Annotated in this window: 15 protein-coding genes; 10 read left to right on the top strand and 5 right to left on the bottom strand. The window is 65.2% G+C overall.

The annotated features are described in order from the left end of the window. Positions 1-11 precede the first annotated feature (11 nt). The 4 genes from grxC to JEY66_RS01850 all read left to right on the top strand — a co-directional run bounded on the left by grxC (position 12) and on the right by JEY66_RS01850 (position 2,204). Positions 12-284, top strand: a complete 273-nt coding sequence (gene grxC, locus JEY66_RS01865) for a glutaredoxin 3 (protein WP_016847395.1) — start codon at positions 12-14, stop codon at positions 282-284. Beyond that, complete coding sequence (locus JEY66_RS01860; protein ID WP_018269195.1) at positions 284-1,162, top strand: carbon-nitrogen hydrolase family protein; 879 nt, start codon at positions 284-286, stop codon at positions 1,160-1,162. The genes grxC and JEY66_RS01860 overlap by 1 nt, the downstream gene beginning before the upstream one ends. Then, on the top strand, positions 1,159-1,629 hold the full coding sequence (locus JEY66_RS01855; RefSeq protein ID WP_016847390.1) for a DUF1178 family protein: 471 nt from the start codon (positions 1,159-1,161) through the stop codon (positions 1,627-1,629). The genes JEY66_RS01860 and JEY66_RS01855 overlap by 4 nt, the downstream gene beginning before the upstream one ends. A 134-nt stretch (positions 1,630-1,763) precedes the next feature. Continuing rightward, positions 1,764-2,204 (top strand): EamA family transporter, encoded by a 441-nt coding sequence (locus JEY66_RS01850; RefSeq protein WP_016847389.1) that lies wholly within the window; start codon positions 1,764-1,766, stop codon positions 2,202-2,204. Here the strand turns inward: JEY66_RS01850 and JEY66_RS01845 are convergent, their stop codons facing one another. After that, on the bottom strand, positions 2,205-3,104 hold the full coding sequence (locus tag JEY66_RS01845) for a DMT family transporter (protein ID WP_016847388.1): 900 nt from the start codon (positions 3,102-3,104) through the stop codon (positions 2,205-2,207). Positions 3,105-3,804: 700 nt separating this feature from the next. On the opposite strand from JEY66_RS01845, the gene JEY66_RS01840 reads away from it, so the two are divergent. Further along, positions 3,805-5,094 (top strand): IS4 family transposase, encoded by a 1,290-nt coding sequence (locus JEY66_RS01840; RefSeq protein ID WP_018269112.1) that lies wholly within the window; start codon positions 3,805-3,807, stop codon positions 5,092-5,094. Positions 5,095-5,137: 43 nt separating this feature from the next. On the opposite strand, the gene ubiG is transcribed toward JEY66_RS01840, so the two are convergent. After that, entirely contained in the window at positions 5,138-5,908 is a 771-nt protein-coding gene (ubiG, locus tag JEY66_RS01835; protein WP_016843302.1) for a bifunctional 2-polyprenyl-6-hydroxyphenol methylase/3-demethylubiquinol 3-O-methyltransferase UbiG, read from the bottom strand. A 14-nt stretch (positions 5,909-5,922) separates the two neighbouring features. Then, a complete protein-coding gene (locus JEY66_RS01830; protein WP_016843303.1) occupies positions 5,923-6,390 on the bottom strand; it encodes a PH domain-containing protein in 468 nt (155 codons plus the stop codon). A gap of 210 nt (positions 6,391-6,600) precedes the next feature. Between JEY66_RS01830 and JEY66_RS01825 the strand changes: the two genes are divergently transcribed. The 3 genes from JEY66_RS01825 (at position 6,601) to prfA (ending at position 11,701) form a co-directional block, all read left to right on the top strand. Continuing rightward, positions 6,601-7,857 (top strand): aspartate kinase, encoded by a 1,257-nt coding sequence (locus JEY66_RS01825; RefSeq protein ID WP_016843304.1) that lies wholly within the window; start codon positions 6,601-6,603, stop codon positions 7,855-7,857. 439 nt (positions 7,858-8,296) lie between these two features. Beyond that, on the top strand, positions 8,297-10,564 hold the full coding sequence (gene ptsP, locus JEY66_RS01820; RefSeq protein WP_026191994.1) for a phosphoenolpyruvate--protein phosphotransferase: 2,268 nt from the start codon (positions 8,297-8,299) through the stop codon (positions 10,562-10,564). 57 nt (positions 10,565-10,621) lie between these two features. After that, a complete protein-coding gene (gene prfA, locus JEY66_RS01815; protein WP_018269196.1) occupies positions 10,622-11,701 on the top strand; it encodes a peptide chain release factor 1 in 1,080 nt (359 codons plus the stop codon). 34 nt (positions 11,702-11,735) lie between these two features. Here prfA and JEY66_RS01810 read toward each other — a convergent pair whose 3' ends face one another. Next, positions 11,736-12,206: a MarR family winged helix-turn-helix transcriptional regulator gene (locus tag JEY66_RS01810; RefSeq protein WP_016843307.1), complete on the bottom strand. Its 471-nt coding sequence runs from the start codon at positions 12,204-12,206 to the stop codon at positions 11,736-11,738. 142 nt (positions 12,207-12,348) lie between these two features. Beyond that, on the bottom strand, positions 12,349-12,789 hold the full coding sequence (locus JEY66_RS01805) for a hypothetical protein (protein ID WP_240536780.1): 441 nt from the start codon (positions 12,787-12,789) through the stop codon (positions 12,349-12,351). A gap of 293 nt (positions 12,790-13,082) precedes the next feature. On the opposite strand from JEY66_RS01805, the gene JEY66_RS01800 reads away from it, so the two are divergent. Continuing rightward, positions 13,083-14,438 carry a substrate-binding protein gene (locus JEY66_RS01800; protein ID WP_016843309.1) on the top strand — a complete coding sequence of 452 codons (1,356 nt, stop codon included), beginning with the start codon at positions 13,083-13,085 and terminating at the stop codon, positions 14,436-14,438. A gap of 115 nt (positions 14,439-14,553) precedes the next feature. Further along, entirely contained in the window at positions 14,554-15,429 is an 876-nt protein-coding gene (locus JEY66_RS01795) for a branched-chain amino acid ABC transporter permease (RefSeq protein WP_016843310.1), read from the top strand. Positions 15,430-15,441: the final 12 nt, after the last annotated feature.

Genomic DNA, 15,441 nt, shown 5'->3' with positions numbered 1-15,441 from the left:
CCGAGCGCACCATGACCGCTGCCATTGAAATCTACACCCGCCCGGGCTGCGGTTATTGCACCGCGGCCAAATCGCTTTTGACACGCAAGAACGCCGCGTTCACCGAATTCAGCGTCGCCAGCAACCCGGCCTATCGCGACGAGATGTACGGTCGCGCCGGTACCGGCTCGACCTTCCCGCAGATCTTCATCGGCAAGACCCATGTCGGCGGCTGCGACGAACTCTACGCGCTCGACCGCGAGGGCAAGCTCGACGGCCTGCTCAGCAACGGAGGCGGTGCCTGATGACGGAGAACATTTTCACCGCCGCCATGGTGCAGATGCGCACCGGATTGCTGCCGGAGCCGAGCCTCGAGCAGGGCACGCGGCTGATCCGCGAGGCGGCGGCGCAGGGCGCCAAGTACGTGCTGACCCCCGAGGTCAGCAACATGATGCAGCTGAACCGCAAGGCGCTGTTCGAGCATTTGGCGAGCGAAGAGGACGATACGTCGCTGAAGGCGTACCGCGCGCTGGCCGCCGAGCTGAAGATCCACCTGCATATCGGCTCGCTGGCGCTGCGCTACTCGCCGGAGAAGGCGGTCAACCGTTCGTTCCTGATCGGGCCCGAGGGCAATCTGCTCGCGAGCTACGACAAGATCCATATGTTCGATATCGATCTGCCGGGCGGCGAAAGCTACCGCGAATCGGCCAATTATCAGCCCGGCGAGACCGCCGTGATCTCCGACCTGCCCTGGGGCCGGATCGGACTGACGATCTGCTACGACGTGCGCTTCCCGGCGCTGTACCGCGCGCTGGCCGAGGCCGGCGCGTCGTTCCTCACCGTGCCGTCCGCCTTCACCCGCAAGACCGGCGAGGCGCATTGGCACACGCTGCTGCGCGCCCGCGCCATCGAGACCGGCTGCTTCGTGTTCGCAGCGGCGCAGGCCGGCCTGCATGAGAACAAGCGCGAGACCTTCGGCCATTCGCTGATCATCGACCCCTGGGGCGAAATCCTCGCCGAAGGCAGCGGCACCGAGCCGGGCGTGTATCTGGCCGAGATCGATCCCGCCAAGGTCGAGACCGCGCGCAAGACCATTCCTTCGCTGCAGCATGGCAGGCGTTTCGGCATTGCCGACCCCAAGGCCGGCCCGGAGCATCTGCACCTCGTCCGGGGTTCGGCATGATCCGCTACACGCTGCGCTGCGAGCGCGGCCACCAGTTCGAGAGTTGGTTCCAGAGCTCCTCGGCCTATGAATCGCAGGAGCGGCGTCACCTGATCGATTGCCCGTCCTGCGGCTCGAGCAAGATCGAGCGCGCGATCATGGCGCCGCAGGTCGTCAGCAAGAAGGGCCGCGAACCGGCCCGGCCGGCGCCGGCCGCGCCCGTCGAAGCGGCTGGCAATGAATCGACGTCGCTGATGATGGCGCAGGAGCGCGAGCTGCGCAGCAAGCTCAAGGAGCTGCGCGACCATATCGTGAAGAACGCCGACAATGTCGGCGACCGCTTCCCGAACGAAGCGCGCAAGATGCATTACGGCGATATCGAGCACCGGCCGATCTATGGCGAAGCCTCGCCCGAAGAGGCCCGGGCGCTGATCGACGAGGGCGTCGAGGTCTCGCCGCTGCCGACGCTGCCGGAAGACCGGAATTGATTCACTCCGTCATTCCAGGATGGTCCGAAGGACCAGACCTCAGATGCGCAATTGCGCATCGGGGAATCTCGCACCACAATCTCCGGATTCCGGGTTCGCGCTGCGCGCCCCCGGAATGACGGCCACGAGGCAGCATGACCCCCGACTCATTCTCCTCCTGGCAGGTCTGGGCGTTTCTTTCCGCCGTTTTCGCCGCGCTGACCGCGATCTTCGCCAAGGTCGGCGTCGAGGGCATCAACTCCGATCTCGCCACCCTGATCCGCACCGTGGTCGTGCTGATCACGCTGTCGGCCATCCTGTTCGCGACCGGACAGTTCACCCAGTCCGGGCCGATCTCGGGCAAGAGCTGGCTGTTCCTGCTGCTGTCCGGGCTCGGCACCGGCGCGTCATGGATCTGCTATTTCCGCGCGCTCAAGCTTGGACCGGCCACACTCGTCGCGCCGATCGACAAGCTCAGCGTGGTGCTGGTGGCGCTGTTCGGCGCGGTCTTCCTCGGCGAGCGCCCGTCGGCCTATGGCTGGCTCGGGATCGCGCTGATCTCCGCCGGAGCGGTGCTGATCGCGGTGAAAGGTTAATTACGCGGCGATCAAGAGCGCGACGCCGATCACGATCAGCACGATGCCGAACACCTCGCGTAGCGAGAACGGCTGCTTGAGCGAGACATACGCCACGCCCTGCGCGAACAGCACCTCGATCAGCGCCAGCGTGCGCACATTGGCGGCGGCGGTGAGCGCGAACGCCAGGAACCAGAATTGCGATGAGAACGCGCCCATGAAGCCCGCGAACATCGAGGGGCGCCACAGCTTGAGGATCGACCTCAGCACGTCGGGCGCGCGCAGCAACAGATAGACCGACAGGATCAGCGTCTGCACGAGGAGGCTCCACATCAGCGTGTAGGAGGCCGCCGTGACAAATGAGACGCCGGGCACCGCGATGATCGCGCCGCGAAAGCTCACCGCCGAGATCGCGAACACCGCGGCGGCGCCAAGGCCGAGCACAGTCGGGCGCAGGTCGGCGAAACTCTTTTGCCCGCCGGGCCGCAGCGCGGTGATGACGACGCCGATAGTCGCGATCACGATCGCGATCACCTTGGTCGTTGTGAGATGGTCGCCGAGGAAGATGAAGCCGAAGATCGCGGTCTGGATCGCCTCGGTCTTCATATAGGCCGTGGTCACCACGAAGGAGCGGTCGTTCATCGCCAGCAGCATGAAGCCGGTGCCGACGATCTGGCTGAGCGCGCCGGTCAGCAGCCACGGCCAGAACGCGGCCGCCGGCCACGGCACGCGATCGCCGGTCAGCAGCACCGCCAGCGCGAAGAACAGCACCGAGAACGGCAGGCCGAACAGGAAGCGGATATTGGTCGCGCCCCAGGTCCCGAGCGGCCCGGTCAGATGCCGCTGCATCGCATTGCGCGCCACCTGCCCGAACGCGGCAATGATGGTGAAGGGAATCCAGAGCGAGGCGATCGTGAGCATCGGGGATAAGGAAAGCATGCCGGCGGGGGGACACGCACAGGGTGCCCGGCGTGACGCATGCGGTCAACCGAATGGGCGCATGACAGGCCTGCACCGCGTCCACAAACTCGCTGTCGTCCCTGCGAAAGCAGGGACCCATAACCACAGGAAGCGATTTGGGGCACGGTGGTTGAACGGAAGATGAGTCGAATGGTGTTGATCAGATTGCGAAGCAGGTCCTGAACCAAGATCGCACTCAACAACCAGGGCCGGTGGTTAAGGGTCCCTGCCTTCGCAGGGACGACACTGTTCGGGAGGCAACAGCGTCTCACATTTCCACCGATTGCACCACAATCTCGCTGTCGTCCCTGCGGAAGCAGGGACCCATAACCACAGGGAGCGGTTTGGGGCACGGTGGTTGAACGGAAGATAAGACGGATGGTGTTGATCAGATTCCGAAGCAGGTCCTGAACCAAGATCGCAGTCAACAACATTGGCCGGTGGCTATGGGTCCCTGCTTTCGCACTAGGGCATGCACATATTTGGTGCGGCGGATTGACTCGGGATGGAGACAGGGGATTCCAGAATCGGCGATCCGTGTGATTTCTATTGCGACGCTCCAGGTTGGACGGGGGTGTCGGGTGTTGTTACGAATTGACTGGACGTTAGGACGGTTCGGGGATCGTCGTCTCGATAAAGGGGGGCGGCGCTCGTCGAACGCATGGTTGCGGGCAAGACGGTCTGCCTGCGGCGGCTTTCCAGGGGTGATCGTGCGCTGGAGGTGCGGTTCAACCGCTTTCTCGGCCACGACAAGGTGACGGCGGAGCGGATCATCGAAAGCTGGGGCGACAGCACGGTTGCCGCGGTAGAGGGCCGCCATGTGCTGGCGATCCAGGACACCAGCGAGATCCACTTCAACACCACGCCGCAACGCCGGCGCGGGCTCGGCGAAATCGGCAAGGGCAATAACCACGGCGTGCTGCTGCATCCGCTGCTGGCCGTGGATGCCGACGATGGCAGCTGTCTTGGACTTTTGAGTGGGCAGGTATGGACGCGCCAGGGGCGTCGCACCACGACGCATGACGCACGTGACTTGTCTGACAAGGAATCGCAACGCTGGATATCCACCGCCATTGCGGCCAAGCCGCTGCTCACCGCTGCCGGAACGGTGACGGTCCTCGGTGATCGCGAGAGCGATATCTTTGCCCTTTATGCCAGCTCGGCCGAGCAGCACTTCCATGTCATCGCGCGCAGCATGCATGATCGCAAGCTTGCCGACCGCACCGGCCTGTATGAGGCCACCGACGCCATGCCTGTGGTGGATCGGAGGGCGATCCAACTGCCTGCGCGCGCGGCGCGACCGGCACGTCAGGCCCATCTCGAACTCCGCTTTGGCGCAATCGAGCTTGCCCGCCCGCAGAGCAAGTTCCTGCGCCATTTGCCGAAAAGCTTGCCGCTGGCGGTGGTCGACGTGTGCGAGATCAATGCCGGGCCCGGCGCAGAGCCGCTGCACTGGCGTCTGATCACCTCTCACGAGATCGCCACCGTCGACGACGCCTGGCGTATCGTCGAATGGTACAAGCAGCGCTGGATCATCGAGCAGTTCTTCCGCGTCCTGAAGACGCAGGGCCTCAAGCTCGAAGACAGCCAGATCGGAACCGCCGATCGTCTCCTCAAACTGGTCGCTATCGCCGCCAAGGCAGCCGTCATCACCATCCAGCTTCTGCAAGCGCGCGATGGCGGTCAGCAGCCCATTCGCGTTGCCTTCAACGACAACGAGATCAACGCGCTTGCCGCCCTCAACCGGCAACTCGAGGCCAGGAGCAAGCGACTGAAAAACCCACATCCGCCCGACAGCCTCACCTGGGCAGCCTGGATCATCGGCCGCCTTGGCGGTTGGGACGGCTACCCGTCGTCTAAACCTCCAGGCCCCATCACCTTCAAAAATGGCCTCGAATACTTCCTGGCCGTCGCAGCAGGATGGAGCCTCAGAGATATGTGCATGCCCTAGTGCTTTCGCAGGGACGACACCGGTTATGCCGCTGCAGATCGCCTCACGCCTCTTCCGCCACCACCATGTAGTTCACATCCATGTCGGTCGACACGGTCCATTTGTCGGCGAGCGGGTTGTAGACCACGCCGGCCTGCTCGGTGACGGTGAGGTTGACGTCGCCGAGGTAGCGCTCGAGCTCGGCGGGGGTGACGAACTTGCTCCACTCATGGGTGCCGCGCGGCAGCCAGCGCAGCACGTATTCGGCGCCGACGATCGCCAGCGCGAAGCTCTTCCAGTTGCGGTTCAACGTCGAGACCACCATCAGCCCGCCGGGCTTGAGCATGACAGCGCAGCGCTTGATGAAGGCGCCGACGTCGTTGACGTGCTCAACCACCTCCATCGCCAGCACGATGTCGAAGCGCTCGCGGGCGTCCATCTCCTCCACCGTGGTGCAGCGGTAGTCGATCGACAGATGGCCCTTGTCGGCGTGCAGCTTCGCGGCAGCGATGTTGGTGGCGGAGGGATCGATCCCGATCACCTGGGCCCCTAACCGCGTGAACGGCTCGCACAACAGGCCGGCGCCGCAGCCGATGTCGAGCAGGCGCAGACCGGACAGGCAGCTCAGGCTCTTGGCGTTGCGCTCGAACTTGCGGCAGGCCGCGTCGCGGATATAGGTCAGGCGCAGCGGGTTGATCTTGTGCAGCGGCGCCATCTTGCCGCGCGGATCCCACCATTCATCGGACAGTTTCGAGAATTTCGCGACCTCGGCCGGATCGACCGAGCTGGCGGAGGCATTGGCGGAGGAACTGGAAACAGTTGATTGCGTAGCCATGATTGCGCGCGCCCCTATCGCGCGGTGATCGAATTGCGGAACGAGAGCGGCGCGGCGATGGTCCTGATGGTCTCGATGCCCTCGCCGACACCGCGGATGGTGACGTCGCCATAGTTGAGCAGGCGCCCCATGATGCTCTGGTTGACGTCGACGCTCTCGACCTTGTCGAGGCTCATCTCGAAGGTCCGCCGCTTGATGAAGCCGCTCTTGTGCACCACGCGGAAATTGGTGACGTCGGTTTCGGTGGTCCAGCGGTGGAACCAGGCCGCGGCGGTCCAGTACAGCGCCGCGACCGCGACCACGGCAGCGGCCGCCAGGCAAGCCATCACGAGGCCGTCAACCGTCGTCATCCGCGACAGGATCAAGAGCGCCAGCACCACGATCCAGGCCCCGATCGCCGGCAAATAGAACATCCAGTGCGCATTGGTGGAATACAGCACCTTCTCGCCAGGCTGCAGGATCTCGTCGATATAACGTCCCATCCAATCCGCCTTCGAGTTGCCCTCGTGTTACCCGTGCGCCACAACCCGCCCGCAACCGGTCAAAACACCCCCAAAAGACACGCGAGGGCCCCCTACCTACCGGCTTGCCCCCGGGCGCGGCGCTATGTATACGCGCGTTTCGGTCCCCGCGCTTGCGGTTTTCGGCGTGGGTTAACCTACTTATCCTCTTAAAGGAATAGACGCGTCGTCATGGGCCGCCTCGTGATGAAATTCGGCGGTACATCCGTCGCCAATATCGATCGTATCCGCAACGTCGCGCAGCATGTGAAGCGCGAGGTCGACGCGGGCCACGAGGTCGCCGTCGTCGTCTCCGCGATGTCCGGCAAGACCAATGAGCTGGTGGCCTGGTGCACCGACGCCTCGCCGATGCACGACGCGCGCGAATATGACGCGGTGGTCGCCTCCGGCGAACAGGTCACCTCGGGCCTGCTCGCGATCGTGCTGCAGGGCATCGGCATCCAGGCGCGCTCCTGGCAGGGCTGGCAGATCCCGATCAAGACCTCGGACGCGCACGCTTCGGCGCGCATCCTCGATATCGACGGCACCGAGATCATCACCCGCTTCAAGGAGCGCAAGGAAGTCGCCGTGATCGCCGGCTTCCAGGGCATCAATCCCGACAGCGGCCGCATCACCACGCTCGGCCGCGGCGGCTCGGACACCTCGGCGGTGGCGATCGCGGCCGCGCTGCGCGCCGACCGCTGCGACATCTACACCGACGTCGACGGCGTCTACACCACCGACCCCCGCGTGGTGCCGAAGGCGCGCCGGCTCGACAAGATCGCGTTCGAGGACATGCTGGAACTGGCCTCGCAGGGCGCCAAGGTGCTGCAGGTTCGCTCGGTGGAACTCGGCATGGTGCACAACATGCCGATCTTCGTGCGCTCCAGCTTCGACAAGCCAGAGGATATCGACCCGCACGCCAACCAGCCGCCGGGCACGCTGATCTGCAGCGAGGAGGAAATCATGGAAATGCACGTCGTCACCGGCATCGCCTTCTCCAAGGACGAAGCCCAGATTTCCGTGCGCCAGATCGAGGACAAGCCCGGCGTCGCCGCCGCGATCTTCGGGCCGCTCGCGGATGCCAATATCAATGTCGACATGATCGTGCAGAACGTGTCCGAGGACGGCAAGACCACCGACCTCACCTTCACCGTTCCGGCCGGCGACTATAACCGCGCCAAGGACACGATTACCGCCGCCAAGGCCAAGATCGGCTACGCCCGCCTCGACACCGCGACCGACGTCGCCAAGGTCTCGGTGATCGGCAGCGGCATGCGCAGCCATGCCGGCGTCGCGGCCAAGGCGTTCAAGGCGCTGGCCGACCGCAACATCAACATCCGCGCCATCACCACCTCCGAGATCAAGTTCTCGGTCCTGATCGACGCCGCCTACACCGAGCTCGCGGTCCGCACGCTGCACACGCTGTACGGCCTGGACCAGGCGTAGGTCCTGCCTTTCACCTCTCCCGGAGGGGAGAGGTCGGATTTCGAGCGCAGCGAGAAATCCGGGTGAGGGGCTTCCGGTCCATCGAGAGACCTGATCCCCTCACCCGGCGCTTCGCGCCGACCTCTCGCTCCGGGAGAGGTAAGAAGCGGCCCTGCTCGCTCCCGCCCTGGAGTTAGAATTTCTCTTAGCGGGCGCAGCATTGGGCTGACGCAGACGTTATTTGCTACTGGCAGGCGTTTTGCTTGGCAAAGCAAGCCTCGATTGGCTATACGGCCAGTCAGGTAGGCTGTCGCAAACTGTGGCACAGTTTCGGTGATCGCGAATCGGCGGGAACTGGCGAGCGGCGACACCGAATGACTAAAATTGTTGTTTTTGACGAGTTTTGCGCCAGCGGCCGGCCGCACCGGTGTGCTGGCTTCGTGGGGAGGGACTGAAACACATGCGGAGCGCGTCGGGAGGCCCCCGCATCCTGTTGAGACGGCTTCGCGAGACCATGGCGGAGCAAGTCTCCGCCCAGGAGCGGCTCGACAAGATCGTGGTGCTGATCGCGGCCAACATGGTGGCCGAGGTCTGCTCCTGCTACGTGCTGCGCATCGACAACACCCTCGAGCTCTACGCCACCGAAGGTCTGAACCGCGACGCCGTCCACCGCACCGTGATGAGCGCGCATGAGGGCCTGGTCGGCCTCGTCGCCAGCGAGGCGACGCCGCTCAATCTGTCCGACGCGCAAAGCCATCCGGCCTTCGCCTATCGCCCGGAGACCGGCGAAGAGGCCTACCACTCGTTCCTCGGCGTGCCGATCCTGCGCGCCGGCAACACGCTCGGCGTGCTCGTGGTGCAGAACCGCGCCAAACGCACCTATGTCGAGGAAGAGGTCGAGGCGCTGCAGACCACCGCCATGGTGCTGGCGGAGATGATCGCCTCCGGCGAGCTTGCCGCGCTGGCGCAGCCAGGCGCCGAGCCCGCCGCGCGGCACTCGCTGCACAAGACCGGCGCGGTGCTCTCCGACGGCATCGCGCTCGGCCATGTCGTGCTGCACGAGCCGCGCGTCGTCATCACCAACTATATCGCCGAGGATCTGCCGAAGGAGATCAAGCGGCTCGACACCGCGCTCGCCAATTTGCGCGCCGATCTCGACCGCATGCTGGAGCGCGGCGACGTCGCCGACGGCGGCGAGCACCGCGAGGTGCTGGAAGCCTACCGCATGTTCGCCAACGACCAGGGCTGGTCGCACAAGCTGCATGAGGCGGTCGCCACCGGCCTCACCGCAGAAGCCGCCGTCGAGCGCGTGCAGTCCGACACCCGCGCGCGCATGCTGCGCTCGACCGATCCCTATCTGCGCGACCGCCTGCACGACCTCGAGGATCTCGGCCATCGCCTGATGCGGCAGCTGGTCGGCCAGGACCATGCGCCGTCGCGCGAGCAATTGCCCGACAACGCCATCCTGATCGCCCGCGCGATGGGCCCCGCGGCGCTGCTCGACTATGACCGCAAGCGGCTGCGCGGCCTGGTGCTGGAGGAAGGCACCGCGAATTCCCACGTCTCGATCGTGGCGCGCGCACTCGGCATTCCCGCGGTCGGCGAGGTGCCGAACGCGCCCGGCATCGCCGATCCGGGCGATGCCATCATCGTCGACGGCATTTCCGGCGAGATCTATGTCCGCCCCTCGGCCGAGATCGAATCCGCCTATGCCGAGCGCGTCCGGTTCCGAGCGCGCCGGCAGGCGCAATATTCGGCGCTGCGCGACAAGGCCTGCGTGACCAAGGACGGCCAGCCGATCGAGCTATTGATCAATGCCGGCCTGACCATCGACCTGCCGCATATCGACGACACCGGCAGCGCCGGCATCGGCCTGTTCCGCACCGAATTGCAGTTCATGGTGAGCCCGAACCTGCCGCGCTCGAGCGACCAGCTCGCGCTGTACCGCACCGTGCTCGACGCCGCGGGCTCCAAGCCCGTCACCTTCCGCACGCTCGACATCGGCGGCGACAAGGCGCTGCCCTATATGGAGACCGTGATCGAGGAAAATCCCGCGCTCGGCTGGCGCGCGATCCGGCTCGGTCTCGACCGCCCCGGCCTGTTGCGCGGCCAGATCCGCGCGCTGCTGCGCGCCGGCGGCGGCCGCGCGTTGAAGATCATGTTCCCGATGATCTCCGACATCGCCGAGTTCGACCAGGCCAAGGCGATCGTCGAGCGCGAGCTGACCTATCTGCGCCAGCACGGCCATTCGCTGCCCGAGCGGATCGATATCGGCACCATGGTCGAGGTGCCGGCGCTGCTCTACCAGCTCGACGAGCTCTTGAAGAAGGTCGACTTCGTCTCGGTCGGCTCCAACGACCTGTTCCAGTTCCTGTTCGCGGTCGACCGCGGCAATGCCAAGGTCTCCGAACGCTTCGACATTTTGTCGGCGCCGATCCTGCGCGCGCTGCGCGACATCGTGCGCAAGGCCAAGGCGGCGAAGAAGGCCGCCTCGCTGTGCGGCGAGATGGCGTCGAAGCCGATCGGCGCGCTGGCGCTGATCGCGATCGGCTACCGTTCGCTTTCATTGTCGGCAACCGCGCACGGGCCGGTCAAGGCGCTGATCCTCGACCTCGACGCCAGGAAGGCCGAGGCGATGATCAATCCGCTGCTGGACGCGCCGGTCGGCAGCGTCTCGATCCGCGAGGCGCTGACGAAGTTTGCGGAAACCGAGGGGCTGGCCTTGTAGCGACGCTGCCGTCGCCGCTGCCGCCCTTCCGTACCTTCCGCAATTCGAGATACCGCCATGCTACCCGAAGCCAAACTCGACGTCCTGCTCGCCCATCACGCCTCGCTCGAGGCCGAGCTGCTCGGCGAGGTCAAGTCCGAGCGCTATGTGCAGATCACGCGCGAGCTCGCCGAGCTCAACCCGCTGATCGACGCCGTGAAGCTCTATCGTTCTGCGCGTAGCGAGCTCGCCGACACCGAGGCGATGCTGGCGGATGCCGGGACCGACGCCGAAATGCGCAGCATGGCGGAAGCCGAGCTGGAAACGCTGCAGGCGAGGCTCGGCGAGCTGGAGCAGCAGATCCGGATCGCGCTGTTGCCGAAGGACGCGATGGACGACCGCAACGTGATGCTGGAAATCCGCGCCGGCACCGGCGGCGACGAGGCCTCGCTGTTCGCCGGCGACCTGTTCCGGATGTATGAGCGCTTCGCGTCCTTGCAGGGCTGGAAGGTCGAGGTGATCTCGGCGAGCGAAGGCACCGTCGGCGGCTACAAGGAAATCATCGCCGAGGTGCAGGGCCGCGGCGCGTTCGCCAAGCTGAAATTCGAATCCGGCGTGCACCGCGTGCAGCGCGTGCCCGACACCGAGACGCAGGGCCGCATCCACACCTCGGCCGCCACGGTCGCCGTGCTGCCCGAGGTCGAGGACGTCGACGTCGATATCAAGGACACCGACTTGAGGATCGAAACCATGCGCGCCGGCGGCGCCGGCGGCCAGCACGTCAACAAGACCGAATCGGCGATCCGCATCACCCATCTGCCGACCGGCATCGTGGTGATGATGCAGGACAGCCGCTCGCAGCACAAGAACCGGGCGTCGGCGATGAACATCCTGCGCTCGCGCATCTACGATGCCGAGCGCCAGCGCGTCGAGGCGGCGCGCTCCGCCGACCGCAAGGAGAAGGTCGGCTCCGGCGACCGCTCCGAGCGCATCCGCACCTATAATTTCCCGCAAGGGCGCGTCACCGACCACCGCATCAACCTGACGCTCTACAAGCTGCCGCAGGTGATCGCGGGCGAAGCGCTCGGCGAATTGATCGACGCGCTGACCACCGAGCACCAGGCGGCACAGCTCGCCGCGCAGGGCGCCGCGGCCTGACGCGCGCCGCCGCTTGCGCCGGCGGATGCTACGCTCAGTCCTCTCCGGAAGTCGGCGAGGACTTCAGCAAGCGGCGCAACGCCGGGCTCGCGACGCGGCGCAGCTCCTCGATGTTCTTCTTCGAGACCGCCTGGAGCTTCTGCTCGCCCTTTGCCGTCAGCCTGAGCTGAACCCGCCGCGCGTCGTCGGGATCGGCAAGGCGACTGACCAGCCCGAGCTTTGCCATGCGGTTCATCAGCTCGACGGCGGAGTGATGCCGTATCAGCAGAAACCGGGCGATGTCGCCGACGGTCGGCGGACCGGGATCGACGAAACCCTTGATGCCGAGCAGCGCCTGATGCTGCCGCGGCGTCATTCCGACCTTCCGGGCGCCCTCCTCGCTGAATGCGAGAAACCTCCGCAACTCGTAGCGAAACTGCGCGAGCGCCCGGTAGTCCACCGTCGCGGCGGCCGCCTTGCGTTTCGTTGCGCCGGCCGACGCTCGTCGTTGCTTTGGTTGCGGCATTCGATCGTCCTGCTGCTGGCTCGCTCCGCCGGACGGCAGACGCCGTGCAACGCTATCAAGCCAACGCCGGACGCACCATACTACCGGCCGCCCTTCCACCCATGTTTTCAACGATTTGACGGTCGAGCGGAGGCGCGCAAGCTCAGGGCTGCGGCCAGTGATCGTAGGTCGAGCTCAATATCTTCAGTAGCACGATCTGGAAGGCGACCGGAATCCGCGGGCTCCTGCGGCGAATGGATTTCTCCAGCGCTTCGGTGATCTCGCTCTTGGTCAGATGCCCGGCCGAGGCGCGCGCGACCAGATCGCCCCAGACCTCCGACAACGACTTGCCGGTGTGATGTGGAGACGGGATCGTTATTCCGCGCGCTTCGGCCCAGGCGATGATCTCGCGCATGGTTTGCCGTCCGCAGTTTCGCGCGGTCGCGAGATGGCGCGCGGTGAGCAGGCGCAGCAGATCGTCCGGCGGCGTCCAGCCCATCTTCGGCGGCACTTCGTCGAGCAGCTCGACCGCCAGTTCCTTCAGGACGTTGACCGCGCGGATGCTCAGGCTGCCCGATTGCTCGGCGCCACCGTGCTCGGTCACTGCGTGCTCTCCGGCATTTCCGGTGCGACTTGAAGGCTCCTGGATCATCGCTCCCTCACTTACAGGACCCGCACCCGGTCGGCAAACCCTTCGATACATCGCCTGACGATATTAATTCTATCGTAGGCCGATATGATTCGACGAAAGGTGACATTGACTAAATATGCCGGTGGGGAATTGTAGCTGTGACAGGCTGCTCGATTGCAGCCGGCGCGTCGTGCCGCCGATCGATCCGATCCGGCGACGAGTGAACATGCGCGCCAACAATCAATAGAATTGGAGGATACTGAGCGATGAGCACCAGGGATTTTCGGCCGGGCAGCGCCCTCAACGTTTCGCGCCGCACTTTGCTGCAAGCCGGCGCGGGCCTGATCGGCGGCACCGTGCTGCCGGCCTCGATCGCATCGCGGGCATTCGCCGAGGACCATCCGGCGATCGGAACCTTTCCCGCGGGCACGTCGGGCTCTTCGGCCTTCATCGGCATCTCGGTGCCGCGCACCGGCACCTATGCCGTGCAGGGCGAGGATGAGCTCAAGGGCTATCAGCTCGCGATCGAGCACATCAACAGCGGCCACGAGCTGATCAAGAAGATCTCGCCGAAGACCAGCAAGGGCGTGCTGGGCAAGGAGCTGAAGTTCGGCGTCGCGGATTCCGCGGCGAAGCCGAACGAGGCCGTGCAGGCGCAGCAGCGCTTTATCTCCGAGAACAAGGCGGTGATGATCACCGGCGGCACCTCGAGCGCGGTCGCGGTGGCGCTGAACAAGCTGGCGCAGCGCGAGAAGGTGATCTTCGTCTGCGGCATTTCCGGCTCCAACGACACCACCGGCAAGGATTGCGTGCGCTACGGCTTCCGCCAGAACTTCTTCGGCCAGACCGCCGCGGCGGCGATCGCGCCGGTGCTGATCAAGCAGTTCGGCAAGAACAAGAAGGCCGCCTACCTGACGCCCGACTACACCTACGGCCACACCGTCACCAAGTCGATGCAGGACTACCTCGCCCAGGCGGGCTGGACCACCGTCACCAACCAGGTCTCGCCGCTCGGCGCGCCGGACTATTCGTCCTATCTGCTCAACGTCGCGAACTCCGGCGCCGACGTGCTGATCAACGTCAACTGGGGTCACGACGCCGTGCTGTCGACGCAGCAGGCCAAGCAGTTCGGCGTGCTCGACAAGATGAAGCTCGTGGTGCCCTACCAGGTGCCGTTCATCGCCCGCGAGACCGGCGGCCTGATGCAGGGCGTCTACGCCGCGACCGATTATTGGTGGACCATCGAGGACAAGTATCCGCTGGCCAAGATGTTCAACGAGGCCTTCGAGAAGAAGTACGGCTACAAGCCGGAATGGGGCGCCGAGAATGCCTATGTCAGCTTCGCGCACTGGGCCCGCATGGTCGAGGAAGCCGGCAGCTTCTATCCGCCCGACGTCATCAAGGCCTATGAGAAGGGCGAGACGCTGCCTTCGCTGGTCGGCGACGTCCACTATCGCCCCGAGGATCACCAGTGCGTCCGCCCCGTCGTCATCGTCCGCGGCAAGATGGAAAAGGAGATGAAGAACAAGGAGGACTATTACGAGGTGATCGAGATCGTCCCCGGCGACGGCCTGATGCAGAAGCCGGATGCGTTCGGCTGCCATCTCGGCGACTACACCTGATTAACGTGGGAAGACTCGGCGCCGTGGGCGGGGCGACCCGGCCCGCGGCGCCGCTTTTATCGGAACGCATCCTCCATCGACCGGGCCGGATAAAACGGCTGAGTGAACGCGCGCCATGATCAACTGGCCAAATTTCGTCTCGCAACTTTTCAACGGGCTGGCGCTCGGCGCGCTGCTGGCGCTGATCAGCTCCGGACTGACGATCATCTACGGCACGCTCGGGGTGCTCAACCTCGCCCACGGCGCCATGTTCATGATCGGCGGCTACGCCGGATATGTGACCTATTCCTACACCGGCTCGTTCATCCTCGCCGTGATCGCGGGCTCGCTGTTCGTGATGGCGCTCGGCGTCGCGATGGAGCGGATCATCATCCGCCATTTCTACCATCGCCCGCATGAGGACCAGCTGCTGGTCACGTTCGGCCTCGGCATCTGCTTCGTCGAGATCGTGCGGCTGATCTTCACCAGCCAGTCGCAGGTGGTGCCGCCGCCGGCGCTGCTGCAGGGCATCACCTCGCTCGGCTTCCTGTTCTATCCGACCTACCGGCTCGCGGTCGTCGGCATCGTCGCGGTCGCGCTTGGCGCGCTGTTCCTGATCCTGTACCGCACCCGGCTCGGCATGATCGTGCGCGCCGGCATCGAGGATTCGGTGATGGTCGATTCGCTCGGCATCAACGTCTACCGCGTCTTCATGATCGTGTTCGGCATCGGCGCGATGGCCGCGGGCTTCGCCGGCATCATCAACGCGCCGGTGGTGTCGCTGACGCCGGGTGTCGGCGACGACATCCTGGTCGAGACCTTCGTGGTGGTGGTGATCGGCGGCGTCGGCTCGTTTCCCGGCGCCATCCTCGGCGGACTGATCGCCGGCGAGATCATCAGCATCACCTCGATGTTCAACCCCGGTTACGCCTACGTCATGCTGTTCGCGGCGATGACGCTCGTGCTGGTGCTCAGACCGCACGGCCTGCTCGGCACGCAGGGCCGCGAATGACGACGGATATTT

Source organism: Bradyrhizobium elkanii USDA 76 (assembly GCF_023278185.1).
GTDB lineage: Bacteria > Pseudomonadota > Alphaproteobacteria > Rhizobiales > Xanthobacteraceae > Bradyrhizobium > Bradyrhizobium elkanii.
This window is presented reverse-complemented; position numbering and strand designations above follow the sequence as displayed.

Bases quoted from the DNA above. Each gene is read 5' to 3' on its own strand.
- grxC (WP_016847395.1), top strand. From the start codon at position 12: ATGACCGCTGCCATTGAAATCTACACCCGCCCGGGCTGCGGTTATTGC.
- JEY66_RS01860 (WP_018269195.1), top strand. From the start codon at position 284: ATGACGGAGAACATTTTCACCGCCGCCATGGTGCAGATGCGCACCGGA.
- JEY66_RS01855 (WP_016847390.1), top strand. From the start codon at position 1,159: ATGATCCGCTACACGCTGCGCTGCGAGCGCGGCCACCAGTTCGAGAGT.
- JEY66_RS01850 (WP_016847389.1), top strand. From the start codon at position 1,764: ATGACCCCCGACTCATTCTCCTCCTGGCAGGTCTGGGCGTTTCTTTCC.
- JEY66_RS01845 (WP_016847388.1), bottom strand. From the start codon at position 3,104: ATGCTCACGATCGCCTCGCTCTGGATTCCCTTCACCATCATTGCCGCG.
- JEY66_RS01840 (WP_018269112.1), top strand. From the start codon at position 3,805: ATGGTTGCGGGCAAGACGGTCTGCCTGCGGCGGCTTTCCAGGGGTGAT.
- ubiG (WP_016843302.1), bottom strand. From the start codon at position 5,908: ATGGCTACGCAATCAACTGTTTCCAGTTCCTCCGCCAATGCCTCCGCC.
- JEY66_RS01830 (WP_016843303.1), bottom strand. From the start codon at position 6,390: ATGGGACGTTATATCGACGAGATCCTGCAGCCTGGCGAGAAGGTGCTG.
- JEY66_RS01825 (WP_016843304.1), top strand. From the start codon at position 6,601: ATGGGCCGCCTCGTGATGAAATTCGGCGGTACATCCGTCGCCAATATC.
- ptsP (WP_026191994.1), top strand. From the start codon at position 8,297: ATGCGGAGCGCGTCGGGAGGCCCCCGCATCCTGTTGAGACGGCTTCGC.
- prfA (WP_018269196.1), top strand. From the start codon at position 10,622: ATGCTACCCGAAGCCAAACTCGACGTCCTGCTCGCCCATCACGCCTCG.
- JEY66_RS01810 (WP_016843307.1), bottom strand. From the start codon at position 12,206: ATGCCGCAACCAAAGCAACGACGAGCGTCGGCCGGCGCAACGAAACGC.
- JEY66_RS01800 (WP_016843309.1), top strand. From the start codon at position 13,083: ATGAGCACCAGGGATTTTCGGCCGGGCAGCGCCCTCAACGTTTCGCGC.
- JEY66_RS01795 (WP_016843310.1), top strand. From the start codon at position 14,554: ATGATCAACTGGCCAAATTTCGTCTCGCAACTTTTCAACGGGCTGGCG.